Annotated in this window: 17 protein-coding genes and 2 pseudogenes; 14 read left to right on the top strand and 5 right to left on the bottom strand. The window is 47.1% G+C overall.

Annotation, left to right across the window (positions count from 1 at the left end; all coding sequences use genetic code 11):
- Positions 1-177 (top strand): WG repeat-containing protein (locus NNL21_RS36945; RefSeq protein ID WP_373567640.1); only part of this gene is annotated, 177 nt, incomplete at its 5' end.
- 239 nt (positions 178-416) lie between these two features.
- On the top strand, positions 417-860 hold the full coding sequence (locus NNL21_RS35305; protein WP_256555696.1) for a transposase: 444 nt from the start codon (positions 417-419) through the stop codon (positions 858-860).
- A 53-nt stretch (positions 861-913) separates the two neighbouring features.
- Here the strand turns inward: NNL21_RS35305 and NNL21_RS35300 are convergent, their stop codons facing one another.
- Positions 914-2194, bottom strand: coding sequence for a hemopexin repeat-containing protein (locus NNL21_RS35300; protein ID WP_204822738.1), 1281 nt, complete (start codon positions 2192-2194; stop codon positions 914-916).
- A 286-nt stretch (positions 2195-2480) separates the two neighbouring features.
- Between NNL21_RS35300 and NNL21_RS35295 the strand changes: the two genes are divergently transcribed.
- From NNL21_RS35295 to NNL21_RS35280, 4 genes are all read left to right on the top strand, one after another.
- On the top strand, positions 2481-2837 hold the full coding sequence (locus NNL21_RS35295; RefSeq protein ID WP_204822739.1) for a hypothetical protein: 357 nt from the start codon (positions 2481-2483) through the stop codon (positions 2835-2837).
- A gap of 888 nt (positions 2838-3725) precedes the next feature.
- Positions 3726-3872: a hypothetical protein gene (locus NNL21_RS35290; RefSeq protein WP_204822740.1), complete on the top strand. Its 147-nt coding sequence runs from the start codon at positions 3726-3728 to the stop codon at positions 3870-3872.
- A gap of 88 nt (positions 3873-3960) precedes the next feature.
- Entirely contained in the window at positions 3961-4218 is a 258-nt protein-coding gene (locus NNL21_RS35285; protein ID WP_204822741.1) for a hypothetical protein, read from the top strand.
- A gap of 1521 nt (positions 4219-5739) precedes the next feature.
- Positions 5740-6348 (top strand): tail fiber domain-containing protein, encoded by a 609-nt coding sequence (locus NNL21_RS35280; RefSeq protein WP_204822742.1) that lies wholly within the window; start codon positions 5740-5742, stop codon positions 6346-6348.
- Between the two features lie 478 nt (positions 6349-6826).
- On the opposite strand, the gene NNL21_RS35275 is transcribed toward NNL21_RS35280, so the two are convergent.
- Entirely contained in the window at positions 6827-8044 is a 1218-nt protein-coding gene (locus NNL21_RS35275; protein WP_204822743.1) for an IPT/TIG domain-containing protein, read from the bottom strand.
- A gap of 263 nt (positions 8045-8307) precedes the next feature.
- Here NNL21_RS35275 and NNL21_RS35270 point away from each other — a divergent pair, with 263 nt between their 5' ends.
- A complete protein-coding gene (locus NNL21_RS35270) occupies positions 8308-9435 on the top strand; it encodes a peptidoglycan-binding domain-containing protein (RefSeq protein WP_204822744.1) in 1128 nt (375 codons plus the stop codon).
- 146 nt (positions 9436-9581) lie between these two features.
- Here NNL21_RS35270 and NNL21_RS35265 read toward each other — a convergent pair whose 3' ends face one another.
- Together NNL21_RS35265 and NNL21_RS35260 are read right to left on the bottom strand one after the other, a co-directional pair.
- The gene (locus tag NNL21_RS35265) at positions 9582-14168 is read right to left on the bottom strand and encodes a hypothetical protein (RefSeq protein ID WP_204822745.1); all 4587 of its coding nucleotides are present in this window, start codon (positions 14166-14168) and stop codon (positions 9582-9584) included.
- Between the two features lie 19 nt (positions 14169-14187).
- On the bottom strand, positions 14188-17241 hold the full coding sequence (locus tag NNL21_RS35260) for a hypothetical protein (RefSeq protein WP_204822746.1): 3054 nt from the start codon (positions 17239-17241) through the stop codon (positions 14188-14190).
- A 377-nt stretch (positions 17242-17618) separates the two neighbouring features.
- Here NNL21_RS35260 and NNL21_RS35255 point away from each other — a divergent pair, with 377 nt between their 5' ends.
- The 6 genes and pseudogenes from NNL21_RS35255 (at position 17619) to NNL21_RS35230 (ending at position 24134) form a co-directional block, all read left to right on the top strand.
- Positions 17619-18578 carry a C1 family peptidase gene (locus tag NNL21_RS35255; protein WP_204822747.1) on the top strand — a complete coding sequence of 320 codons (960 nt, stop codon included), beginning with the start codon at positions 17619-17621 and terminating at the stop codon, positions 18576-18578.
- Between the two features lie 556 nt (positions 18579-19134).
- Positions 19135-20711: pseudogene (locus NNL21_RS35250) on the top strand (S8 family peptidase).
- A 30-nt stretch (positions 20712-20741) separates the two neighbouring features.
- On the top strand, positions 20742-21038 hold the full coding sequence (locus tag NNL21_RS35245; protein WP_204822750.1) for a hypothetical protein: 297 nt from the start codon (positions 20742-20744) through the stop codon (positions 21036-21038).
- Positions 21039-21073: 35 nt separating this feature from the next.
- Positions 21074-22144 (top strand): annotated as a pseudogene (locus NNL21_RS35240) (M14 family metallopeptidase).
- A 201-nt stretch (positions 22145-22345) separates the two neighbouring features.
- Entirely contained in the window at positions 22346-22834 is a 489-nt protein-coding gene (locus tag NNL21_RS35235) for a hypothetical protein (RefSeq protein ID WP_204822753.1), read from the top strand.
- A gap of 190 nt (positions 22835-23024) precedes the next feature.
- A complete protein-coding gene (locus tag NNL21_RS35230; protein WP_204822754.1) occupies positions 23025-24134 on the top strand; it encodes a metallopeptidase domain-containing protein in 1110 nt (369 codons plus the stop codon).
- Positions 24135-24571: 437 nt separating this feature from the next.
- Here NNL21_RS35230 and NNL21_RS35225 read toward each other — a convergent pair whose 3' ends face one another.
- Positions 24572-24970 (bottom strand): type II toxin-antitoxin system VapC family toxin, encoded by a 399-nt coding sequence (locus tag NNL21_RS35225; RefSeq protein ID WP_204822755.1) that lies wholly within the window; start codon positions 24968-24970, stop codon positions 24572-24574.
- Between the two features lie 274 nt (positions 24971-25244).
- Here NNL21_RS35225 and NNL21_RS35220 point away from each other — a divergent pair, with 274 nt between their 5' ends.
- Complete coding sequence (locus NNL21_RS35220; RefSeq protein ID WP_204822756.1) at positions 25245-25796, top strand: glutathione peroxidase; 552 nt, start codon at positions 25245-25247, stop codon at positions 25794-25796.
- Positions 25797-26064: the final 268 nt, after the last annotated feature.

Below are 26064 nucleotides of genomic sequence, written 5' to 3'. Positions count from 1 at the left end.
AGTCACTTCAAAGAAGGATATGCGGCAGTTAAAAAAGATGGCAAATACGGTTACATAGATAAAGCTGGAGACGTGATTGTACCTCTTGAATATAACTCAGCAGGAAGATTTAACGATGGACTTTCGATTGTGAGAAAAGACGGTAAATGGGGAATTATACAAATCGAAATGTTGTGATTGACCAGTACGGAGGATTATATATGAGCATAAGGGGAATTGCAGTTAGGCTACAAGAAGAACGTAGTAAAAAGATTTAATTTTAGGAAAATGCAGTAATGACGCGCGTTTAGACATATGTACAAAATACAGATTTTAAGAACAAGTGTTCGTAAAAAATCCTTGTGTATCCATTTTGAATTACGGATCTATTAGCAGACATAGAAAAGCAACTCCACGCATTGCTAGAGGAGATCCCAATGGCCGTTCAGCTCCGTTCCATCAAGGGTCTTGGTCCGATCTTCGTCGCGGCCATCTTAGCAGGTGCAGGTGACCTTAGACAGTACGCACAAGGGCGTCAGTTACTGCGCAAAGCTGGTCTGAATCTCGCAGAAAGTACATCGGGGAAAAGGAAAGGACAGATCATCATCTCCAAACGAGGAGATTCCAGCCTAAGGAAATATCTGTACTTAGCAACCATTCAACTCATCGGAATTAATCCGATCTTTCAAGAATTACATCAGCACAATGTTCAAGTAAAACACATGAAAAAGCAACAGTCTGTCTTCAAGCTTGTGGGTAAAGTGGCACGAATTCTGATCGGCATGGTCCATCGGACGGAAACATTCTCTCCCGAAAAAGCCAGCTATCTCGTTTTACAAGAGCCCAATTCCATCAATAATTTTCCCGGCGTGTCCGAGTAATTCGGCATCAACCTAAAACCTGGACTTTGACTGAGAGATAGTTCTCGCAATACTCACCAATATCCTGGAATGGGGTCCTGCCGCGCCGACCCATAACGCGTATCGTAGTTATAAGAGATATGCTGGGCAAAGGATGCATAGCTTGATGGATTATGGAGAGCCATCGCCATAGTCATCGTATCATAGCGTGTAATGATCTCTGGGATAGTATCTTGCCTAGGCAGCGAAAGGCTGTCTGCCACTTCATCGGTGAGATACCATTCCGGGATATCGTTAGTCTCGGTAGCTAGCTCATCAACAAAATGGATTCCCTCATGGATAATGATAGCAGCCCGGGCAGCAGGTCCAGTCAATACAAACTCTTTAGAAAAATAAATCCTTACGTTATAAACTGTAGCCGCCGGATCGGATATCGTCTGCGATATCTCAAATATTTCAGGCGCTCTGTGTAAAGCTCTGTCCACTTTCTCGTAGTTACTTAGAATTTCGTTGATACGGCCGACTTTTTCGCTATTCGGTAAAGAAGGGGGGATATGGAAGTGTGTTTGAAGCGTGGCTTCCATGAAGGAATCGGAAGCATTCGCTGCCAGTACGTCTATATATGCTTCCAGTTTTGAAACGGCTGTCCATAACCAGCCGAAAGCTTTCGATTTCGCTTGGCCTGCCAGCAGCAGCTCTGCAAGACCAAGCCAATTGTCTACGATAGGCCTCTCATTATCGACATTAAGCGAATCCCAGTGAAAGCGGATATATTGATCTCCCTTAAATAAATAACCGTAGTCCCCGTATGACCCCAGACCGCTGACAGCGGCTTCTATACCCTGTGCGAAATCGACTGGCATTCCATTTAACATCGAGCTTAGAGGTTTAACATATTCTAATTTGTCTTCCATCCAGTTGTATTTCGCGTACTGGTTACCTTTAAAGAAATATGCATATCCTGTCCGGGATAACTTTCCATTAAAAGCGGCATCTACGCCCATATTAAACGGACTCGGTAAATGCCATGCCGATAAATCGGACTGTACCTGAATGGGTCGAGCTGGTGGAGGGTTATCCCGCCAATCATGACGGATATAATCGGCACCGTGAAAAAAGTATGAGTAATGTCGATATTGATTCACTTTGCTTTCATGTCCGCTTAGCGCCGCGTCAAAACGGTAGGGGGATTCAAGCGGCTGAAATGACAGGGGCAAAATCCAGTCGTCGGTAATGCTTTTCCCTCCTAGAAATGCACGTTCCAGATCCCAATCAAAGGTAACAAACTGATCACCGCGAAAAAAATACGTTACGACCGATCCTTCTGGACCGTTCAATGCAGACTGGATATACATATATGGGCACCACCTATAGTTCTTTTAGTTTCGACTTCACAAATCACATAATTCACCAATTCGGTAAATATTATTCTTTGCTTGTGCCATACCAGGATCGGGGGCTTGCGCCCTTCCAAGAGACACATAAAGGTTCACCTATGTGAAAACACTAAATGCGCTAAACCACATCCCGAAGGACATCGGAGCCCGATGGAGGCTTAATGGGATATTATGCTGATGCGTATAATACCCAGAATTGATGGGGTGGAAACGCGAAACTAAACCTTGTAGAGGAGGAAACCCCTTGGCGTATCAGAGCTTTCCGCTACTTTGCCGTGGTGGTGGTACAATGAGTTTTCGTTCTCATGCGGGAGATGTGCAGGGAACTTTCAACATACTTGGGCTGTTTTTCAATAAGGGAACCCGTCCGGCAGGTTTGGGGTTGGCCCCTGGCGAGTGTTCTTGGCTTGATCGTGGGATGAGCAATAACGAACCGGACATTCTTCAACAGAATGTTCCATCAAACGTCATGTCTGCCCCTTGGTTCATAGATCTAAGGGATCCCGGTAAGTACTGGACTTTCCATGTTTATAATACCAATCAGGGGTTTTTGAAGGTGACGCAAGCATATCCAGGAAGACCAAGAACACCCATTGACTAAATGGTTTATCGGTATAGGGGCACAGCGAGTTACGTGTTAATGCCATGGCTTGTAGCTCAGAACTTCATGCCCGAAAAAAGTGCAGCAGACCGGGGACGGGTTGCGAATACGTCGCGGTAGAATCCGATCAACCCAGGTTTATTTTCGTCCGGCGTTGCACCGGGAACAGCGCTTTATATGCCGATGTAGCCTCATCCATTAAAAAGATTCAAGGGTCAATAAGGGCTAGCAGAAGCTGTTTGTAGCGAGGCTGACGGGCTCGGCAACATCTGTCGATCAGTGCATGGAATGTATTACAGTTTCGAAAGCAACAAAAACTCCGCTGCGTGACGGAGTTTTTGTTGCTGTAAACTGATTCATGATTGTAATTTTAGGGGATGAATTCATCACGCTTTTTTAGTCACGCTTAAACAAGCGAAGTAAGTTTAATTTGGCGGTTCATTTGGGATTAGTCCGACAGCTCGCGCGAAGGGACTACATCAATACTTGAACACTTTACTACAGCTTACAAGAACATCGGTTTGAAGGTTAGAAATTGAACGTGGAATTCAACCCTATTGATGTGTATTGAAAAATAATTATTGAGAAAAATAAATCTGTGAGTTATCTGACTCTGTTCTTAGTCTCGCTAGGATAAAGTACTCTTTCGACCTACAGTAGTTTATCCGACAATTCAGTTTGTTGTACGCCTTTAAAGTGAAATTTTCTGGAAGAGGGAAAACATGAACGGAAATGACCAATTTCTCGGTATTGTACAAAACGGAGAGTTTCGGCTTCTAACGTCGATACCAACTACTTGTACTCCTGTCAAGCTGACTAGCATCCCAATACAGGCTGCCCAACTGCCACGCGAACGAACTTGACCTCGCAGGTTAGAAGGAAAAGTCATTGTCCACGGACGTCATTCACTCGCACAAATGGGTGACCGAGACATTGGGGGGAACTGATCACCAGGATCCGGACAGTTACCTGGCGGAGTATAACCGCACGTGGGACGAGCTCGTGGCAGACATAGCGGGAGTCCTCTCGATGTGATGACCTACCCGAGGGCACCCTTCGGGACAGCGGCAGTAAATACTGCGTTGCAACAGAACATATGGCGGAGAGGAAGGGAAAAGTAACCATGGAAATCATTCTTCCACACAGAGCTGGGTACGAGTTTGGCATTGGGATCGATCGCCTGTCCGGGGCTGCCAAAAACACAGTGGTGACAGGTGATCCTACCACCGTTCAGTACTCCCCGGGAAGCGTGCAGTCGTTCAACGTTACCCGTATCAGAACGAGTCACGATTTGCAGCGTCATCTCGGCCCATCGACATTGAGGCGTCTTACGGCTGTGCTTCCTTCGGAGCAGGGGTCTCCGCTCGTTTCAAGTACCTGAAAGATACACAGGTCCAGTCTACATCCTTGTTCATGACCGTGACTGCGTCTGTCCACCTGGCCGACCTGAGTATTGACGTGAGCCGCTTGACGGAGGAGGCTGCAAGAGTCGTAACTCAACCCAAAATTTTCGCCGCCCGTTATGGGAACATGTTCTGCCGAGCTTGCAAGCGCGGAGGCATGTTCGTTGGTATGTTACGTGTAGAAACGAACAGCGAGCGGGACGCTGGCACTATCGAAACTGAGCTGAGCGGGTCATACGGCCTGTTCAGCGCGGAAGCAAAAATGAAGTTCCGGTAGGTCATCGAGCAGCACAACGCGTCGGCATACTGCTCCGTTTACACGGAAGGCGGTCCAGTCATCCAGATCAACAATCCGACCGATGCCCAGGAGCTCTTAACACTTGCAAACACCTGGATGAAAGCATTTCATGACCATCCTGATCAATATGCGCGCCCTTACGAATGGACTCTTAGTGATATCGCCATCGCCGAGGGACCGACGTTGAACTACGCAGAACTTGAACACGCGCAGGACATTCTCAAGTACTGTGCACGACAGCGGACAACGCTGCTTGATCAACTGAACCTGTTGACCTGGATGGTAAGCCATCCTGAGCGGTTCGACTGGACGAACGCTGCTTCGCCCGAGAAAATCAGGGAAGCCTCTAACGCAACCCAGGTCGATCTGGACACCCTCGCCGATTGTGCCAGCCGTGCCATCAACGATCCGGCGAATGCGTTGATGCCGGCGCCCTACGCAGCGGCCCGAGGCGGATCGTACCCTTCCGCTGTCGTACCATCGCCGCTCCCGAAACCACACCCGGGGGAGACAGGGGAGCCAAGAGTGCGAGTGCCACGGGTCATAGGTCTAAGTGAGGCCGATGGAAAGCAGAAAGTGAGGTATGCAGGCCTTAATCCAGTATGTTACATAGAAACACGGCCAGGTGGCCACAACGATTGGAATATCCATGGTCAGGAGCCTGACCCTGACACGCTGGTCGAACCAGGATCAAATGTCGTTTTAATTTGGGACGTGGATAGCCCTGAGTATGGTGGTTATCGTGGATGCCCGTCAGGACACAATACCTGACCTGTTGGTCGCCAGGCCACCAAGGCGGCCATCCAGCTTGCAAATTCGACATGATGGTCAATGCTTTGCTAATTAAACCGTTCCTCCATTTTACCATCTCCTTCTACGCGCTTGGTGCCGCTCACGGTTACCAATCAACCTGACGTTCCTGTCTCCGCGTTCTCTCTTGTTGTACGTATCGGATGAGCCAGCATCTAGCTTCGCACAGGATTCGATCCTTAGTTACTCCGCGAAGTCGTGCATGCATTAGAAGGAGCGCCATGCTGACGGAACCCAGTGCGCAACCATGTCTATCGTAGATCAACCGACTTGCGCAATTATGAGAATTAATTTGTTAAATCACATAAACGATCGATCTATCGAATACATTGGTAATAGATGGATTTGTTGAATTTAGGTTATATAAAAATATAACTTAAGGAGGAAATCAATGCCTACTTTAGTTGGTGAATCTAATGTGGTCAATATTCCAGCTTTGAGACTCTATCAAGCGTTGGTGGGGCAATCAGCACTTCTTATCGAAGGTTTAACCCCTCAAGGGTGGATCCTCAGTGTTTATAATGATGGTTGGATTAATACAGCCGGTGGCATCAGTGCAAGAGATGACATCCAGTCGCAAAAGGACATCTTTGCGCAAAGGGACGTCGTGGCGCAAAGGAACGTCGTGGCACGAGGTGATGTCTTTTCACGCGGGGTTCAGCTTACCTGCGACAAGAATTCAAAGGAAAATTTCTCAGATGTCAGCTCGCTCCAGGTCCTTGACAAATTAGCAAGCATGCCAATCCAGTCTTGGAACTACAAAGACGACCCTACCAGTGTGCGTCATATTGGCCCGACTGCTCAGGATTTCCAGACCGCCTTCGGACTAAATGGAGAGGATGATATACACATCTCTAGTATAGACTTGCAGGGTGTAGCCTTGGGTGCTATTCAAGGTTTAAACGAGAAAAACGAAAAACTCATGGCTGAAAATGCTCAGTTACATGCGAATTTAGCTAAGCTCGAGGCACGCCTTTCCGCCCTAGAGGCCAAAGAGTAAACCAAATTTCGACTGCTCTACCACATGCCCATCAAGCTAAGGATATATTACACCCCCAAAAGGACTCCGCCAGCACTCGTTGTCAGGTTCGCATCAGAAACCACAAAGGCTCCAAACGAATCTATGTTGATTTTGATACAGAAGCACGCCGTTTTGCAAGTTTTATTTCTGCTTACTGGCCAGACGATATTCTTATGTCGTGGTGGCCGGTTTATTCAAGCATAGATTCTCACAACTACCAGTTATTTCATCGAACTGCATAAGTCATGATGATTACTGTTTTGTGGTAAAGAATGACTCCTTTTCTACTAGCCGGAATTCTATCGCGATATCGTGACGGAAACCTGGAACTGTGAATCCTGGACAACAAAAGGATTTTAATGTTAGAACGTTAAAACCGACTCTATCGCAATTGTTGCGACAGAGTCGGTTTTTTTGTACTCAAATCGGCTTAACCGCACGGCATTGGCAACTCCACTCAACCGATGTTGTAACTGAACTTCGAGTATGAATTCGTTAACGATGACTCACCGAAGGCATTTGTCACGATAACGTCCACGACACCCGAAAAAAGGGATGCCGGAACAATAACCTCCACACGTCGTGGCGCAGCACTAACAATTATGGCTGGCAGCCCGCCAAATTCAACCTGCGGGGAAGGGGAGAATCCCCAACCCTCAATCGTGACACGTCCGAAAGTTCCGACGGCTGCTAACGCGTTGTCGGGCACTAATACAGAAATTTCCGGCGCGACAGCTATATCTATTTTTAGTGCTTCCTGTACGTTTTTAATCGGCAGGGCCAAACCACGAGAGCTCAACCCAGTAGCAATATCCTCATTCGGAATTGAAAATAGCAGTCCTTCAACTTCATCATTCTCGTTTAAGACTACGGATCCAGAGTCTCCCTTGCCAGCGAAGGCTGTGCCTGGTGTGGAAGTTGTGATTTCAAAAGCGGAAACGAATTGCGGACTTGACCCGGGAATAAACCGATTCATGGTTCCCTCTGTCAACAATGTGCGTGTTCCGCGCTTTTTCATTTTCCTTCCTAGCGTATGCTCTGTATCCCATTGATTAACGCCCTTTACGGGACCAATATCTACGATTTCTTTCAAATAGCCGCAATTGGGCTTGATGACGGCACAATCGAGATGAAGGGGCATCCCTACATCTGCGATGTTGGAAACCGTACCGATGATGCGGGCATGCGGCTCACCTTGTGCCGGCTGAAAAATTTCCTTGCCGATAGCCTGCGCATCAGACTCACCAGGTCTTTTAACCACATGCGCGCAGGTAAGCAGGAGGTGCTCACCACTCACACGGCTGCGCACAATAGCGCCTAGCGTACCAGGAGGATGACTAGTTACGCCTTGACTAATCCTGTTAATCTGGATGCCTCCACGAAGCGTTTGATGATAAGAATTATCCGAAATCAGGAATGGACGGAATTCCACCACATCAGTCATAAAACCACCATACTCGGTTGGAATCCGTTCGATTGACGGAATTTCGTTCGAAGGCTTCTTCTCGCACACATAGACAAATATTGATAATTGATTTAAAAAGTCTCCACCTTTTTCTTTGAATCCTATGCCAACGATATACTTATGAGGGACAATGGCATCAAATCGTTCTTGTAATGAAGCACATGCATCGAATGCTTCAGGCGGGACTACAATTTCTTTTTCAACATACATGATTATCTCCATCCTTTTATAAACCTGACCATATTTTCTATAATTAAACTACTCTAAATATGTAATATAACCAATAAAAGATCTTTTTATTGCTAAAATCAACATCTTTTTACTAGCAGATACCTGAAAAAACCTACAGAAAGCGTGGAGCATTCGTTATTTTCCAGCATAATATTTTTGAAATAAGCAAAGATAATGAAATCGTTGAACTTAGAAGATTACTGACAATTTCCCCATATTTGTCATACAAGGAGGCCCTACGGATGGAAAAGTGCGCAAGCGAAGTCAAGGGATTGCAAGAGATCATGAGCATATTCGGCGGAACGGTAGTTGAAACTGCCATTGAGATACATTATTGCGCCACAAAGGGCGGCTGTATTCCCTTTCCGGGTCTATCAGGAAGCGGGTTGCTGCCGACAGATTATTTTGACGTGCGCCAAGGCTTCCATATTTGTGCTACTTTAGCTGCTTTTCTTAAACTACACAATCCGGCAGTAGACGAAGTGCTGATCGCCACCCAGTGCAGCATGCCCAATCCTACGCCAGCAGATAAATTTGCCGTCCCCGACATTATTACTCATGAACCAGGCCGTACCGAATTCTATGAAATAAAACCGGTGAGAGGAGCAGCGGAAGGGCGGCGGAAGCTCCTTAAATTCCGGATTTTTTGCTCGATGAACGCCATAAGTCATTATGTTCCGGGCATTCAGTACACGCCTAACGAAGATCGCCCGATTACAACCCAACTGTGGCTCGGTACGCCAGCCAAGTTTCGTTTCCGCTTTGTACGTACAGAGGCCGGATTGATTTTGTGGGACATTTGTGTGGAGACCAGTGTCGATATCGTAGTTGAAGCAGTCTGGAAAACGATGCTGACAAGATTAATGATCGCCTTGTTATTTCTGGCTCCGGAGTTAGTCTTAATATTTGCTCAAACCAACCTACAGTCAGAAGCGGGAACATTAGCAGCCTTGGGCAATACGGTCGGAGTAGGGGGCACAAATGATCATGCCGACGTTCAGGCGGTACAGATCATGTTAAACGACTGGCGCACGAACAACGGCCGAAATGCGATCGGCATGGACGGCCTGGCAGGATCCGAGACCATTGATGCAATAACCGACTTTCAGCAGTCCGTTACCGGAGCGGCAGATGGTCGAATCGATCCTGGAGGCCCCGCCATCATAGCGCTAGAACGGGCACACTTGCAATCTATTGTTTCTCCCGACCCTACTCTCGAAGTGGAGCCATATATGTTGGAAGCCTTCTACCAACTCACGCTCGATTCCTTCGAAAGTCTCATTGATCCAGAAAATAACGCTGACAATCCTCTATTGGCTCGGGTCGAGAACATGTTGCGTGTTTATTTCCAAGAGCTGCGCAGAGGATAGAGAGCGATTGGGAAACAATGAATGTATTTTCCGATACAGGTAGCTAAATCACACGATGAAACTGTGAAAAAAATCGAGCTCCCTCAAGGGGAGCTCGATGCCTAAATTGCTTTGAACCCGCGAACAGACCTGCCCAGGTCAGATGGTCAGCCTTGCTTCAAAGAAGCGACCAACTTCTCTGCTTGCACCAGCTTAGGGCCGAAACGATCCGGATCGACCTCAACCAACTTGCGGCAAACTTCAACAGCTTCTACTGCATATTCCTTCGCTTCCTTAGCGCGTTCGACCTCAATCAAGCTTATCGCAAGGGCATACAGTGCAGAGGCAAATAACTCTAAATATCCTCTTTCCTTAAGATGGAACCCGCGCAGTTCATCCACTGCCACTAGCGACTTACTGACTGCTTCCTCATGCCGTCCCGTGCTGGTCAACTCCTTGGACAACGCCAACAGCTGCTTCGCTAAGGTCATGACATCGTACAGTGGAATGGTGTCCAGATATACTTGACGTTCCCTGATTGAAGGAGTGGTTCCTGGAGGTGCGGCACCGGGCATTGTCTCGTATTCCTGAATAACAAGCCGCAATCGCTCGTTCTCATACTCAACAGGTATACTAACCTGACCCTGCCAGACTGTGACATACTGGGAACCCGGTTCACTGGGTATGAGCTCAACTTTCAACGGCAAATCTGCCCACCTCAATGCCGCATCTTCAATGTCATCGGCACGGCGTTGCACAAGAACTTCAATCCGGCTCGCAGTCTTAATCTCGGCCCCATCTAACGAGCTCTGTGCCTTGTAGGTGACACCACTTACCGAAACATTGTACACGTCAGGAGCACCTGCTGCGCGTGTTACGGTAACCGAACGATTCGGCGCAGTCTGGACGAGATCAACCAATACGACGGGGGAAAGGCGCAGGTCAAGCGAGTAGGACCCTGGTAAAACTAAAGAATTGGGCTGAAAGCGCACTAATGCCAAGCGGATAAACGGGAAGTAGTGATTGCCGATATCCAGCTCAAGGTCAGAAAACCACAGCTTCCGTCCATCATCCCAATTCACGTCAAAGCCGACAATTTGTACCCGCTCTCCACCCCCCATATGCGCCCACCAGACCTGTTTCCTATTTGTAAAGTTCTCAACTTGCGGCAAACCTATTTCTGGAGATGACCAAATAGGATCCCGCCCCCGAAGTGTTATTTTGTTATATTGAGCTTCATAGCGAGAAGGTACACGACCACCTAATACAACGCCCAGCACCTCACCTTCGCCCGATGACCACCAAGGGCGGTCAAGATACACCCGTATTCCGCCGCCGCGGCGTTCACTCGTCATATTCCCGTCGGCATCGGCAGTTTGATCCCATCCGAAAGTTGGAACAGCGTATAGAACGCAGGGAGCTGCCGGACGAGCAGAGCTGAGGACATCTACCTCAATCTCTTTACTGTCTCGAACAAGCTGGTTCGACATGCTTGGTGCAAAGTACTCGCGGAATCGTGATGTTGCTGATATCCGATATCGCACACGACGGTACTTCGTATCGCCAAATTCGTGTGCCGTAACTTTGCTCGCTAAATTGAGCTGTTCTTGAAGATGTCTGCGCTGCTGGGGTGTTAAGACCGAAAGGGGTTCGCCCAATATTCGCTGCACACATCGCCGCGAGTTTTCCGCCTGCTGAGCGTTAAAAATAAGGAGATCGGTAATACCGTCTTTATCCTCAAGCCGTAAGGCGTCATTCTCTTCCATAAAACAATACTCATTCCTGCCTTCTACATAAACGTTCTGCCCGTCAAAAGTTGTTGGCAGCTCCATGACATGAGCGCTAGCATCCACGGTGTCAGGCGCCTCTTTTTTCGGATCGTCTCGCGGCTCGGTCCATTCAGCTATAATATCCAGTTTAGCTGTGCTCGGAGCATGCACACTGATTACTCCTTGGAGATAGGCGAACGTACTGCCTTGACTACGATCGGCATTAAGACTCTGCGGCTCAGGCGCGCGTAGAGGCTGCTGAACGGCGTGAACCAACGTAAGTTCTCGATACGGAGTGAACATCCAGTGACGGCTATCGAGAATGCCCTGCCTTAGTACACCGCTTTCCTCGCGGGATATCCTGCCGTTATCACAAGCCTCGCACAGCCAATTCCAGAGCTCCATTTCTTCTAGTGCACCGCCAAACATGGAGCTGACGCGTACATGGGCAATTTGTGACTTCGGAAGCTGAACAGTCAGAAGGCGCGTTGCTTCATCCCACTCAGGGACACCGCTGCCTTCGATCAGGCGCAGGCGGAAAGGCGTCGCTTCATACCAAGTTTCACCGCCAAATGTGATGGATAGCAATTCGTCTGGCGCCAGACCCGGCAATCCTTGAAATACGACACCTGCAGCCCATGGATCAGGCAAATAGGGAAGGAGCAGCTGCTCCTCGGTATGGACGGCGTAACATTCTGAAGACGAAGGATCGGAACCAGTGCGGATAAAGCGCACCGAAGGTAATGACTTGTCATTCCAGGATCCGGCTTCACGTTTCGCTAAATGATACACTTCTTGCATACGAGCTTTGGCTTGGTCCAGTGGAAGAGTATTCTTGGCATCCAGCGCCTCGTCCAACAGTCCATGTGTCTCAACCAAATGAAGCGAAGCTTTAGGAGCCGCAACATGCCGCTCGTTGAAGGGGTGATACGCTGGATGGGCGATAGCAAATTCCTCCGCAGATTGTTGATAGTTGCTGCGAATGACGAGCCGCTCCAGCGATTCACCTTCTGTATAGGCTGACGTATTGGGATCATTCAGGTTGCCGCTGGGACTATACAACTGCCTCGGGACAAGTTCAGGCGGATTGATAGGCTCGAATCGGTTGTACACAAGCGGCCTTCCTTTCGGCAAACAGGATCCTAGATCTGCTTCTATAGCCGATGCTTCATTAAGCGTAGGACCGTTGCCCGCTAAATCCACGGTACGCACACGCAGGCGGTAGCTCTGTCCGAATCGGAGCCGGGGCAGTGTACCATCCTGCACTCTGAAAGACGTCTCAAGTCCGAGGCCTGTCATTGCTGTATTTCTGACGTGCTGCGGCATCGTTTCAGGAGCATCGGGATCCGGAGCACGCGGGCTGCGGCTGATGCTCTTGCCAGGACGAGGAGCCGACAAGCTCCATCCTTCCCAGCTAAACAGCGACTCATGGACGTAGAGTTCGTTGCCAGAATCAGGTGGAGAGAGCGGGTTCTCCGGCTTGCTTGTAACGCTAGGTTGAATAAATCCTTCATCCGCGATATCGGGTATCAACCCAGGACTATTGAGTGTAGTATATGTACCGATACGTTGGTGCAACGAACGCCATTTCCCTGTGTATTCCTCGTAGACATCGAGGCGATAGCCCCTCGTAAGATCCTCGGCGTAGAGCTCAACGAGCTCGGGGCGATCGGCGTTCAGCCTCTCGTTCAACGAGGCTGAAGAATTAAAAATATCGTTAAGGTAATGTGCATTCTTCTTGCGAACAAACGAAATCCCCTTCGTCCGCAGAGCAGGTACGCCAGCTTGCTCGGTCGCTTTGATCGATTGACTGTCACCGTGTTTTTTCATACGTGCCAAGCTGCCAGCCATGTTCAAGGTTTTCAGGGCTGCACTATCAATATCTGCTTGAACCAGTTCCACATTGTTGCCTGGTATCCAGAGTCCGCTACTAATTTCTCCTGTTTTCGAAGACGCCGTAAATAATTCTTGACCATTGATCGTTGCACATTCTTCACATGTCCAAGGGCTGTAATCGGCAGTCCAGGTCTCCTGATCGGGCGACTGGCGGAGCGGCAATGCGGAATTCCAAGTTGGAACGACACGGACGAACCCGATGGAATTACTGAACTGCGGAAGAGCATCAGCTGGAACCTGAAGGTCTATGATTAATCCCAGACGACGTAAAATCTGCGGGAAGTCACTAAGAGCCGTCAGCATCTGATGGAAATCGACCTTCTCCTGAAAATGTTCACGGGCTCCCGAATCATCCGGTAATTCAACCGGCTCCTCATTAGCGGGACGATAGTGGAATAACATGGCACTATAGAAAGCATCCATCGTATCATCAGCTTCTCTGACTTCTCTAACTTCTCTTATTTCACGTAAGCCAACAGGTGTAATCAATTCCCCGCCAAACTGCCTTTCGACTCTGCGATTACGAGCAATTTCCCGTGCTTGCTCAATGCTCGAACTCAACAATTGGCTTAATTGTTCCTCATTCTCTACATCTAGCTTTTGATGGAGCTCAATGAGCTCGCTAAATATTTCTTCCAGGGCGGATTGTCCTTCCGTGTTCTCCCTATTTCTTATAATTGGGGGATCAAACGGAGTTCGGCGCGCAACCTCCTGATAAGATTTTTTAACATAGTTTTGAACGCTGCTTACCGGGAAGCTAACGATGGGCCGATTGGAAAAGTCATCGAACTCGTATGGAACGAGGGGTGTCTCAGGCATAAATAACGCTTTCCACAGCTCTGGATTAGGAGGAGCGCTAGTGATGACGGCCGGTACCTGAAGATTCTCGGCCTCAATCGTAAATTTCACCTGATCCGGTTGCATACGCGCCCCCCAATCGAGAAAGTCGGGGAATTGTGACAACATTGTACCTTGATCCGTTCGCAAGCGCGGGCTTACGAAAACGGACAAGCGCAGGTAGCGTATGCCGTCGTCGGTGATGACTCCATTTGGGAGTGCAATCCAAAAAATATTCTGAACGGTTGTCATGTTGCGAACTCCTTTCTATTTACGCAAAAGCGAGACAATATTGCTCCCATTCGCTTGGTCCGACCATTTGGTCAAAGGTTGGGTCTCCTGCCGCACCGGCAAATTTCCGCTCGATCGTCAGGGTGACGCTCTTGCTCAAGAAAGCGACCTGTACGCCAACGGTTACGGATGCCTGCCCCCAAACTTCGCCGCTATCGATCCCCTTTTTACGATATGTCAGCCCCATGTAGAACTCGACGGAAACGCCGATCAATCCGAGTACACTCAAGTAGCCACCGCAGCGCAGATAACCCGTTAGCTTGACATCATTGCCTGCCATGCCGAAATAAATGCCTGCCATTACATATATACCGCCGCTGGCAACACCGAGGTTAAGGGAGACATTGCCTCCAAACTCGATGGCAGCTTCAAGCTGCTCAATGCCGTGCGCATTAAGGGCAAGCGTGAAGAAGCCGCCGCCTCCGAACACTCCTACGGTGACAAGGAACGGATTATGGCGTTCGGAGATCGAGAATCGTACCCCAGCTGGTTGATCAATAAAAGGAAGAGTAAGCGACGCGCCAAGGCTAATATTCTGCAAGCTGAAGATGCCTACGCCAAGGCTGGGTACACCCAGCGTATATCCGGCACGAATGCCCGAAGATGTCACGTCTAAGAAGGGCGGGTCGCTAAAGCCGTCAGCTGGTAGGATGTTCCTGATCGTGTTGACAAACTGGAGGTCACCTTCGAAGATCAGATCCATGCCTTTTGCACTGACGTCCATCTTCTTGCCGCTCTTTGCGCAAAAGCTCAGTGACGCGAATCGGAGTGTCAGTGCTCCGACAAAATTCATCGCAAAATCTTTGAGACAGCCATTAAATTCATAACTGGAAGCTGTGCCGTCGGTCGGGAATACCAAGCGAGTATTCACAATAAGTTGTGCGTCATGAGTGAATTTTGTATCTTGTTTTTTAGTTAAAAATTTAAAGAAGGGGTTCGTCTCTGGAAAACAATAATCTTGAATGCACGGCTTCCAAACGAACCGCGTTTCCATGGCAATAGGTGCAACCGTCGGAACCGTATGGTCTACACCTGGCGGGAATAGGGCCCGATTCGAAATAATCGGAATCTCTATCCGGAATTCAGGAATGTCAAGCTTTTCTTTTAACTTCTCCGGCGAATATTCCGAAGCCTCGATAATGGCATCCGGATCAAAGTCCACCTTCTGAAGAATGTCCTTCAAGGTGATGCCGCCCAGGAACCGTGCCTTGTCGAAGATGCTGGTATCGAATTTCCCCGTCTTTATACTTTCCGGATCCGCGACAGGGCCAAGCGAGCGCGATAACGCCTGAATCGAGGTGTCCGGCTTGACCAGTCCGCCGGCTTTCTCAGCAGGGAAGGGCAATTCTACCTTCCTGCTAAGTTTGGCAAAGACCTCACCTTTGTTCATCGCACGTTCAAAGCCGCCCGCCAGGTAGCCCTCATCGAACGAGATGTCAACGGGCATAGGACGGCCAAGGAGACGATCGACTGCAGGCAGGTTCACCTTAGCCTCCTTGACGGTAGGCAGAAACAAAGGATGCGGCTTAGGTAACTGATCGCTCGCGTTGCCCTTGACAAGCTGCGCCTCGAACACAACTCGGTCTGTTTTGAGTGTGGTTTTACCCCGGCTATTTTTTGTAGTCTCTGCCAAAGCTACAGACTGGGCCTGAATAGAGACGGTACGAAGTTCCCGATTCTTATCCGCATTATAATCTTGGACAATATTGTTCCAATCAGCTTGCCCGTCAGGCAGCGGCACGCACAGCAAAGGACGTTCGAAATTGACGATATTTCCTTCCCAGTCTTCCGCAACCATTTGGAAATGAAAGTGTTCTCCGTTTTGCTTCGGCCAGAATGGAGTACTAACCGAAAATTCATCAAGCTGAGGGGTCGAAGGGTTCGTAATATGAATCCTTCTAAATGGCATCTCGCGTCCGCCGTAATTATAGGCCGATGCTAACGCACTGTTACTGTAATCCTTAACCGGCTCAAGGATTTCAATGTATTGATACTGTTCCAGTAATGCGGTCACACCGAGTGAACCATCAAACGTACGCTCGGTAATCGTCGTAATAGACACTCGGTGGCCTGTATCGCAGAGATAGGCTTTTTTCACCGTCTTGACATATTGATCTCGTCCCTGTGCGACGATGTGCTGCCACTGTTCAAGGCCAATTGTCGAGTATCCCACATGGTCGTTCTGACCGGCAATGATCGTCGGGTATTCCCATGCGCCCTCCAATTTCGCCCATGCACCAAACGATGAGAGCATCAGGCGATGGGTATGAACGGGTTGGGGGATATATTTATGAGGAAGTCCGTATTCGGTCAAATACGTCCTCCAAACATGATGGGCATATTCCCCATCGCCGTAACGTTGAAAGATCCACAATGGAAGGCTTGGTATCGAAAAGTCGGCAGACAAATAGGCGATTTCCTTGCGCTCTTTCTGGGTTAAAGAGCTTGGAAACGGAATATTCAGGTCGGGGGCCCAAATGACACGCGTATTCCCGCCTTCACGGAAGGCTCCATCGCTCGCAGGATTCCGTTCTCCCAACCGTGTATGCCACAACTCAAAGCGTCCATTATGGGCCGCCCGTGAAAATGCATGGCTCCATATGCCAGCCTCGTCGGGGGAGAGATACATTCCCGTCGGGATTTCAAGCGCGGTATCCTCCGGACCGGGCGGATTGAGACCCGGGCCGGTCGTGGCACCAGCCGGTAGAGCATTGCCCGCCAATACCGGACTATAGGCCTGCCAATTTAAAAGCGTCTTAAGAGTGAGCGGCCAACGATCCTGATCGTCAGGCAGCTTGAATACAATTCGGCTCGGACCGGCCAACATGGCCTGAAACGGGTGTTCACTAGGGTAAGACAAAGCTTCAACAATATGCTGCGGCGGAAAATGAACGATCAGGAGCGCTGGTTGGTTCGTATCTGTCTTTACGATGTGCAGCGGTGTTCCTTCGGTATGCAGATTGACCAGCTCGAATGTTAAATTGAGGAAATCCTCTTTACGCAAAGCACGTAACATAAGATGTTCGGTAGGCATCGGCATGTCCTCCTTCGTGTTCAAATATCGGGATCAGATATGATTGACGGCCTCTCTCAAATCCGGCATAACACCGATCCCGTCTGGGTTATTCGTACCAGTATTGAACGGGCCAGACAATATTTCTCTCGTGCGTGCATTGAATACATACCCTCCAATTGTGCTCATTATATAGATTATTATTAGTAAGGGCATGAAAAAAAATCCGAATAGGAAGGACGAAAAACTGTTCTGGCACTGTTGCAAGGTCTAAAGAAGAGCCTTCTTTACAGAATACTCTGCTATAAGTCATAAAAACGAACTCATTTGAAAACAATAATGCTGCACGAAACGGCTCGAAGACAGACGAGAAACTACACCTTGCGGAAGGAACATACATGAACAATTACGTAAGTTTAGAGGAAATCAAAAGCGCGTTAAGTGAGCACGGTGATCCGTGGGTGGCAGGTGGAACTAGCTTGTCTTTTCTTCCATCGGACGAAAAGAAGCAATACCTTGGCGCATCGCCCCCGCCAGACGTTCCGAGTATTGATGAGATCGAACAGCGTGTCTTTGCCATGAGAGAAGCAATCGAGACTGAGGGGTTACATGCGGTTCGTGAAAATACCGCCCGCGATTTACGCGATGTTGAAGGGAAAAATTATGTAACTCCAATTAAGAACCAGAAACGCTGCGGCTCTTGCGTAGCATTTGCGACCATTGCAACTGTAGAAAGCACTCTCCAGATTCAGCAACAGTACCCCAGTGGCATTGATCTTAGTGAGGCTCATTTGTTTTTCTGCCTTGGCAATGCTCTTGGGGGAACCTGTGAAAATGGATGGTGGCCAAAACAAGCTTTAGACCGTTTCAAAGACGAGGGCGTATACGGTGAATCCGTTCTAAAATACGATGAAGCCCTTGCGAGGAATCCGCATTGCACTGGTTATGATTTTTCTCCTGAATATTACTTCAAAATAACAGGATATGTGGATCTTACTGGACAACCAGCGCTGATAAAAGAGTGGATTGATAAAAAAGGTCCTGTTATCGCAAGTCTCATCGTATATGAAGATTTGTATGAATATAAAACTGGGGTATACAAGCATGTGGCCGGTGAAAAATCTGGGTCGCATTGTGTGTCGATCATCGGTTACAACGATAGCGATGGCTGCTGGATTTGCAAAAATAGCTGGGGAACGGATTGGGGAGAGGAAGGGTTCTTTCGAATTACTTACGGCGAGTGCGCCATACATTCGTGGGCGAACTACGGTGTTAGGGGCGTTACGGTTATTCATGTTCCGGAACCGGAACCGGGACCGGATGATTGTACAGAGTATGATTGCCCCCCAGATCGATGAGCCAACTGACTGATATAAGTCGGAAGAATTAACTGCAGAAGGATTGAACCAGCAGTTCAATCCTTCTGCAGTTGCCTTCCTTCATTCCCTATTTTCAACGCTTCTCCAAGAAAAAATCTCGACTTCCTTGTCGCTGTCTTGTGAATGTACTCCTATTTTCATCGAATCCGTATTCTGGATTCGACTGTTTTTCTACTTCCAGGTCTCTATGCCGACCGTTACCAGGGTTTCGGAGGAAGTACTCATACGGCTGGTATGAAAATTCAACTCGAATATGAGCTAAAAGGTACCGGTGATATTGTAGCAAATGTTTACACAAAATTCTACGATGCATCAAGTAACGGAACAGGTGAAGTAAAAGATTCCAAATCAACTCAAGATTTGTTAATTCGCAGTGGTCAATACTTACTCACGATTTAAATAAACCTTAAATTTTGGGTTTAGATATTGGTTGGGATAAAAGTGGAGTGACCCTAAATTTAACAAATTTCCTTGTTTTTTGATGTATGTAACAATTTGTATAGAATAATCACATCGTTTTATTGAAAATTTAATAATGGAGTTGATTCGTGTGGAGCGACAATATTATGCTCGTGGCAAAAAAGTTCGAATTAAGGAATTAACCGACATCATAGCTGTTAAGCTTAACGAAGAGGATACACCCTTAGCGCAGCAATTAGAACAAGCTACAGCGTTTTTTAATGCAAGAGAGTCAGCATATGCAGGAGAGCAGCAAGCTTTCCAAAATGCTGGATGGTATTTTATAAATCCGACAGCAGAGAGTAGCATGTCCTTTCACAGAAGTTCTGCAAAGCGTGCTGTCGGTCGAGTCTTCCAGCAAGCAAATGGACGCACGCTCATTGGGAATAATCTTCTAACTGTACAGCTTAAATTTGAATTATCCGAACAAGATGCCTTGGCTTTGCTGTCCGCAAATAATCTTGAACTTGTTAATAAGTTAGGATTTGACAAGCATTTATATGAAGTGAAAGTTTCTACAGAGCTTGATTTTCTTGATGTAGCAAATAAATTGCAAGAGCGACCCGAATTTTTGTTTGCTGAACCGCAATTTATTGAACAAATTTCATCTCGCTATAAACCTACGGATCCTGACTATAACAAACAATGGCAGTGGAAGAATAACGGTTCTAACGGAGGCATTGCAAACGCGGATGTTCATGCTGAGCAAGCTTGGGATATTACAAGGGGCTCTGGTATCCGGTTAGCTGTCATCGATAATGGATTCGAAGTAAATCACCCAGATATTAAAGAAGCGATTGTCGATGGAGCGGGATATTTTAAACAAGAAGGAATGAGCTCAACCACATTTGAAGATAGTTTATCTCATTATCCAAATAATGATCATGGTACGTTTTGTGCGGGAATCGCCTAGCTAGAGCAGATAATGAAACAGGTGGATGCGGCATAGCAAATAAAGCACAATTTATTCCGATTGCAGTGCTGCCCGATCAAGTCGGAACACAAGTTACTCTGGCTCGGTCAGTTGTGTATGCGGCCGACCCGTCACAGGAAAATGTCAATGCAGTAGGCGCAGACGTAATAGCTTGTAGTCTAGGCCCTAACGGAGCAGACTGGACGTTGACATCCGTTATAGATCGAGCCATCAAATTTGCTGTAAGCAAAGGAAGAAACGGACTTGGAACACCTATTTTTTGGGCTGTCAGTAACGGTAATTTTCCTGTTGCACAAGATGAGGTATGCTCGCATCCAGACACAATTGGGGTTGGAAGATCTAATAGTCAGGATCAAGAAGACGGTTCCGCTTTTGGGCCTGAGCTTGATTTTCTAGGAACTGGAGTAAATGTGTTTAGCACAGATTCAGGGGGCGGCTATACAACGGGTACGGGGACAAGCTTTGCCGCACCTTGTGCAGCTGGTATAGGCGCCTTAGTACTTTCCGTAAACCCCAATCTGAATTGGCAGCAAGTTCGCACAATCATGCGATCCACTTGCGATAAAATCGGTGGAATCAGCTATGATGCTGACGGACATCATAACAAATATGGATACGGACGGCTTAATGCTTTCAGCGCTGTTAGTCAAGCTCAACGTTCCAGTGTTTCTGACGCTGCCACTGAATCGCTTAAAGTAGGAGCTGCACAAAAAGACTGAATCTAAAATACTTAATAACGGATGGAGAGTATGATAAAAAAAATTATGATTACGACAAACACCCGTGAAGAGATGAAGAAACTTATTAGCAGTGGTTCTATTGATATGAACTGTGGAGGACCTAGCCAACAATCCGACGGCACATTTGTTGTAGAAGCTTATGTACCTGATAGTTACGTCGAGGATGTTCATACATTAGGATTTCCTTTTGAAGTCGTTGAAAATATAAACCGTTCCATGCTCGAACAACGGCAGCAAGAAGTCGGCATCGGCGACCGTTATGAGGGCGGCAGCACAGCGCCTCAAGGATTGGGAATTAAGCGCTAACAGTGATGCTTATAACCTAATAGGAGGTAAAAAAAGTGGCTTACTTAAATGTAAACGAAGTGGAGTCGGCTATAATTGCACTAAGCCGAAAATATCCGAGCTTCACTGAGTTAATTACACTCCCCCATAAAAGTATAGAGATGCGCACTTCTCATGCCTTGCGAATTTCAAGCAATCTTCAAAGCAGAAAAGATGCGATATTTTTGACAGGTGGTGTACACGCGCGTGAGTGGGGAAGCTGCGAAATTTGTGTATTCGTGGCAGCTGATTGATTGGAAGCTTATGACCAAAACACTGGATTGGTTTATGGAGGTAAAAATTTCACTCAAAATGAAATTAAATCACTCGTTGAATCGGTTGATTTTATTATTTTTCCGGATGTAAATCCAGATGGCCGTTTTCACAGCCAAACGAGAGAAGCGATGTGGAGACGCAATCGGAATCCAGCTAACAGCGGAGAAGTTAACAGTTGTATCGGAGTTGACATAAATCGAAATTTTGATTTTTTGTGGAACTTTCCCGATCATTTCTCCCCTCTTGCGGCGGTTCACACGTCTACTGACCCGTGCAGCATGAGCCAAACGTATCGTGGCAGTGCTCCTGCATCCGAACATGAGACTAAAAATGTAGTTTGGATATTTGATAATTTTCCGCGAATTAAGTGGTATGTGGATATTCACTGTCATGGAGAGAAAATATTAATAAGCTGGGGCGATGATGAGAACCAGTCGAATAATCCTAATATGAACTTTATAAACCCTGCATTCGATAATGTTCGTGGTTTAGAGGGGGATAGTGCTTATAAAGAATATATTCCAAGCGGTGATAGCACGGTAAGCCTTGCGTTAGCCAATACTATGCACGAAGGCATTAAAGCTGTTCGTGGGCGAAATTATGCAGTACAACAGGCGTTCGCTCTTTATCCCACTTCAGGCACTTCCGATGATTATGCATACAGTCGACATATGATTAATCCGAGCAAAGGGAAAATTTACGGCTTTACGATTGAATGGGGTACGGAATTTCAACCACCATGGACAGAGATGCAGCGTATCATCAGCGAAGTGTCTGTGGGAATTGTCAAATTTAGTCAATCAACAATCTGATGGCCGGAAAGTTTACGTGCCGTTTTTGAAGTCATGTTATAACCTCAAACTGAATTCAGAAAGAACACGACAATGTCCAGCTCCTGTAAGGAGTGGCATACTATGAGGAGTTAAAGGCAAAGCCTTGGTTTTATACCTCAAAGAGCATGCTTGTTTTAGAAGTGTTCACTCATGATCTAAACATAGCTTAGGGGGGTTTTTATGCCCGACAATATTTCTATTTCTGGGCAAGTCCAAGGTTATAATCGGACGCCGATTTTTAACATCAAAGTATCGGCATATCACGATCTGCAGCATGTAGGCCACGCATTCACGAATGAGGTAGGTAAGTACCAGCTTTCCATATCATCTGGAACACCAATTACCGTATGTTTCGATACGCATGCGTCACTCACAAATACAAAGGAATGGCATCCGTCTGTAGTTGCAAACATAGAAATCAAGCAAGACATAGTACTGGATCGGTTTCTCATGCGCGTTGGCAAGAGTAACGGTGCGACAGCTGATATTGATGCTCTCACTGCTTACCAGTTCTGTGCTATGTGGACTGATATTGATACCAATCTGGACCGGATCTATGCCGAGTACGCAGCTTATCGTCTGTCACAAATGAAGCAACCTCTGCGTGAGCTTGAAGAATTTCGGGGAAAGCTGGAAGAATTCTTCTTAAAAAAGTCTGGATCTTACTGATTGAGGCCCGAATTTCGACTATTGTCATGGGATGGATCTAGGAGTCTGTCTGACGGATAGATTTGGTGAGTTTTTATTCAATAAATGTATGGAGGGAAGGGAATTGCCTCGGAAAGTTTACGGCTGCCTTTGAAATTGAGTTGTTACTATGGACTTATATGATTAGATCACGATACGAGGAGGAATCAATATGAGCAACACTCCCAGTCTCGCTGAATTTGGGCATGGCACGGTCAAACAGGAAGGGCGCAGCGCGACCGGCGGTCGTCCCCTACTGATTGTTCTCGGTGAATACAGCAACTTTCCAGCTTTCGACACAGTACATTCATTGCAGTATTACGAGCTTCTAGGTTTCGGAAACCCTGCATCTCCGTTTTCAACCGAAAACCCTGTGAACCCGGCCAGCTTGCGTGAATACTTCCGTGAAAACAGCAATGGCAGATTTTGGTTTGACCGTGTCGGAATAATTGGGCCGATACAGCTGGGAGTCTATTCCGGTGCCAATGATCCCGGACCGGAAGCACGTTCCGCAGGAATCTTGAGTCGCGTAGCAGCTCTTGCGCCTGAAATGTTTATCAACGCAGATAAGAACCAAGATCAGCACGTGGGATTTGATGAATTGTGTGTTGTGTTGTTCGAGAATATCACGAATGCGCAGCCTGCAAACCGGATCAATAACCCAATCCACGTCAGCGGCGATTCATGGAGTGGGACCGTTCAAGTACACGTAGCCGGCGCTGGCCCGCTGACCCCGTTCTATCAAATTGCGCACGAACTCTCTCATTCACTAGGTACGGTGGACATGTACAACACCGGCCAGGGTCATTATTACCTGACATTGATGAGTGGTTACGACTTCTATGCCAATGATCAGGGCACGGTGCACTTGGATATATGGCATAAACTCGTGCTCGGATGGGCCGAACCGCGGCCATTTCAACTTCTGCCCCGCGGCACCGCAGAGGTTCGTGAGGGTGCAGACGGAGCCATATTGTTGTGGGATGAAACGAGGCGAGCAGACGAGTACTTCCTCATCGAGCGCCGACGCTCTAATTCACCAAGCCTTAAATATGAGTTAAGTTTCCCTGGCGATGGCGTGCTTATCTGGCATGTTCAACAGGGAGTAGGAAATGGAGTCGAGCATCTGGGCGCGCCAAATCTGACACCGGGCGGTTCGGGTGTGTGGGGTCCGGGAGAGCAGACACCGTTACTGCATTGGAGCGATGGTCAGTCGACGGGCGTCCGTATTACTGTTACGGGTATCGCGGACGGCGCGATGCAGGTCACATGGGACAACTAACTTACTTACACTAGCATAACGAGGCATCTCAAGCTGTTTCATGGCCGCAAGGGACGACTCCGGTCGATAGTCTGGTTTGAACACTGTGGGTGACCCAGTGAGTATGCAGAGTTGATTTTCCAACACTGGAAACCTGATTAACCGCGGTTTTGGTAACATGTTGCATGTCATTGGATGTGGCAATGGGTCATCATGGCATTCCACAAAAAACGGTAAGTATATCTATCTTGGATTTATTTCCTTCTCCTCCTATTTTAGTCCTTGTTTCAATATTTCAAGATTGCTTCAATTGAACAATCAAGGCTTTATCTTTAAGTAGGCCGGCTACCTAAAGATGAGCTGGTTGAATACAACTGATGGGGCAACGGTAGTAACCGACCGATAGTATAAGAATCGGCTGGTCCTGCATATGAGCAGGATCAGCCTTTGTTTTACAGTTATAATTGATCCATACTTTTACAAGGTATTTCTTCCACTTGTTCCAATCGAAGATCATTTGTAACAAAAACATCCGCTTGTGCAATGATGGCAGATGCGATCACAAGCGCATCCGGTGTTTTCATTCCGTATTTTCCTCGTAGAAAAGCGGCCCGTTCGGCAACCGTATTGTCAACGGGCATAACCGAAAGATTTGGGAAATGGGCGAAAAGCAGCTTGTACTGTTTCTCTAAAGCCAGATTCCCATCCCGGATCGGTTTCACGAGGATCTCGGTCAATGAAATGGTCGAAGCAACGGCTGAATAGACTCCTTCCTCAATTTGCTCGAGCAACCACTTAGCTTTCTCACCAAATTCAGGATGTTGCTCAAACACATAAATAAAAATGTTCGTGTCCAACGCGATTTTCTTATAAGAACAATATTCACATTGAGCTAACGGGACACGTTAGTTGAATGAACAAGGAGCAGTTTGCCGCGGCAGCTGTTCCTAGGTTATATTAAGCTAAAGGGCAGAATACTGGGTAATATTGGATGGACCACTTTTTTAATTAATGATCGAGTGTTGCCTATTATTGATCCCTCCTATGAAGATTATTTATATTATATATTAGACCAATAAAAGTCTGTAGCGATATTATGTATTTATAATAATAACGTGGAGGGATGATCTGATGTCTATTTATGATCTTCAAGCGAAGTCAATTAACGGTAAGCTTGTTGAATTGTCAATTTATCGTGGAAAAGTTCTTCTTATTCTAAACACTGCCAGTAGGTGCAGCTATTCTTGCCAATTTCCTGATCTTCAAAAACTTTACGAAATTCACCATGAGCAAGGGTTTGAAATACTCGGTTTTCCTTGTAACCAATTCAACGAGAAAGAGCCAGAGAGCAACTCGGAAGTACATGAATATTGTGAGAGCAACTTTGGAGTTAAGTTTCCGTTATTTGAGAAAGTTGAGGTTAGGGGACCGTCTGCTCATCCTTTATTTCAATATCTAACACAGCAAGCACCATTTCAAGGTTTCAATACCCAGACCTCAGGCGGTCAATGGATGCAGGATTTTCTGCGGGAAAAGTATCCGGACATATATGCCGGAGACGGGATCAAGTGGAATTACTCAAAGTTTTTAATCGATCGAAACGGCCATGTATACGGTAGATACGAAACTACGACTGAACCATTTGACATAGAGTCAGTTATTGAATCACTTCTTTTAAAGTAAATGAATCCGATTGGTGATTAAACTACCCCGAAAATTACTCTTAGCACAAACCCAAAAATGGCAGCACGAAACTAAGCCCAGCTTTAATGGTTTTTAAAAAACTGTGCTTCTTAGGATCAATGAGAACATTAGAACGTTAAGAGGCTTCCGAGGTAGAGAGCGAGACTTGAAAACCAAGATTCTCGAGCTTTCGTACGGCTTGTCGAACAATCGCTTCTTGCTGTCGCTGTTCAAAGTAATGACTGCCTAAATCTTTGTAATCCTCTTT

Origin of the sequence: Paenibacillus mendelii, assembly GCF_024498075.1 — a bacterium.
Classification (GTDB): domain Bacteria; phylum Bacillota; class Bacilli; order Paenibacillales; family Paenibacillaceae; genus Paenibacillus_Z; species Paenibacillus_Z mendelii.
The sequence above is the reverse complement of the archived record's forward strand: the minus strand, read 5'-3'. Positions and strand labels throughout refer to the sequence as shown.

Coding starts and splice junctions, on each gene's coding strand:
- NNL21_RS35305 (WP_256555696.1), top strand. CDS start 417: ATGGCCGTTCAGCTCCGTTCCATCAAGGGTCTTGGTCCGATCTTCGTC.
- NNL21_RS35275 (WP_204822743.1), bottom strand. CDS start 8,044: ATGTATGTTGAAAAAGAAATTGTAGTCCCGCCTGAAGCATTCGATGCA.
- NNL21_RS35260 (WP_204822746.1), bottom strand. CDS start 17,241: ATGCCTACCGAACATCTTATGTTACGTGCTTTGCGTAAAGAGGATTTC.
- NNL21_RS35280 (WP_204822742.1), top strand. CDS start 5,740: ATGCCTACTTTAGTTGGTGAATCTAATGTGGTCAATATTCCAGCTTTG.
- NNL21_RS35285 (WP_204822741.1), top strand. CDS start 3,961: ATGGAAATCATTCTTCCACACAGAGCTGGGTACGAGTTTGGCATTGGG.
- NNL21_RS35265 (WP_204822745.1), bottom strand. CDS start 14,168: ATGACAACCGTTCAGAATATTTTTTGGATTGCACTCCCAAATGGAGTC.
- NNL21_RS35255 (WP_204822747.1), top strand. CDS start 17,619: ATGAACAATTACGTAAGTTTAGAGGAAATCAAAAGCGCGTTAAGTGAG.
- NNL21_RS35220 (WP_204822756.1), top strand. CDS start 25,245: ATGTCTATTTATGATCTTCAAGCGAAGTCAATTAACGGTAAGCTTGTT.
- NNL21_RS35245 (WP_204822750.1), top strand. CDS start 20,742: ATGATAAAAAAAATTATGATTACGACAAACACCCGTGAAGAGATGAAG.
- NNL21_RS35230 (WP_204822754.1), top strand. CDS start 23,025: ATGAGCAACACTCCCAGTCTCGCTGAATTTGGGCATGGCACGGTCAAA.
- NNL21_RS35270 (WP_204822744.1), top strand. CDS start 8,308: ATGGAAAAGTGCGCAAGCGAAGTCAAGGGATTGCAAGAGATCATGAGC.
- NNL21_RS35300 (WP_204822738.1), bottom strand. CDS start 2,194: ATGTATATCCAGTCTGCATTGAACGGTCCAGAAGGATCGGTCGTAACG.
- NNL21_RS35235 (WP_204822753.1), top strand. CDS start 22,346: ATGCCCGACAATATTTCTATTTCTGGGCAAGTCCAAGGTTATAATCGG.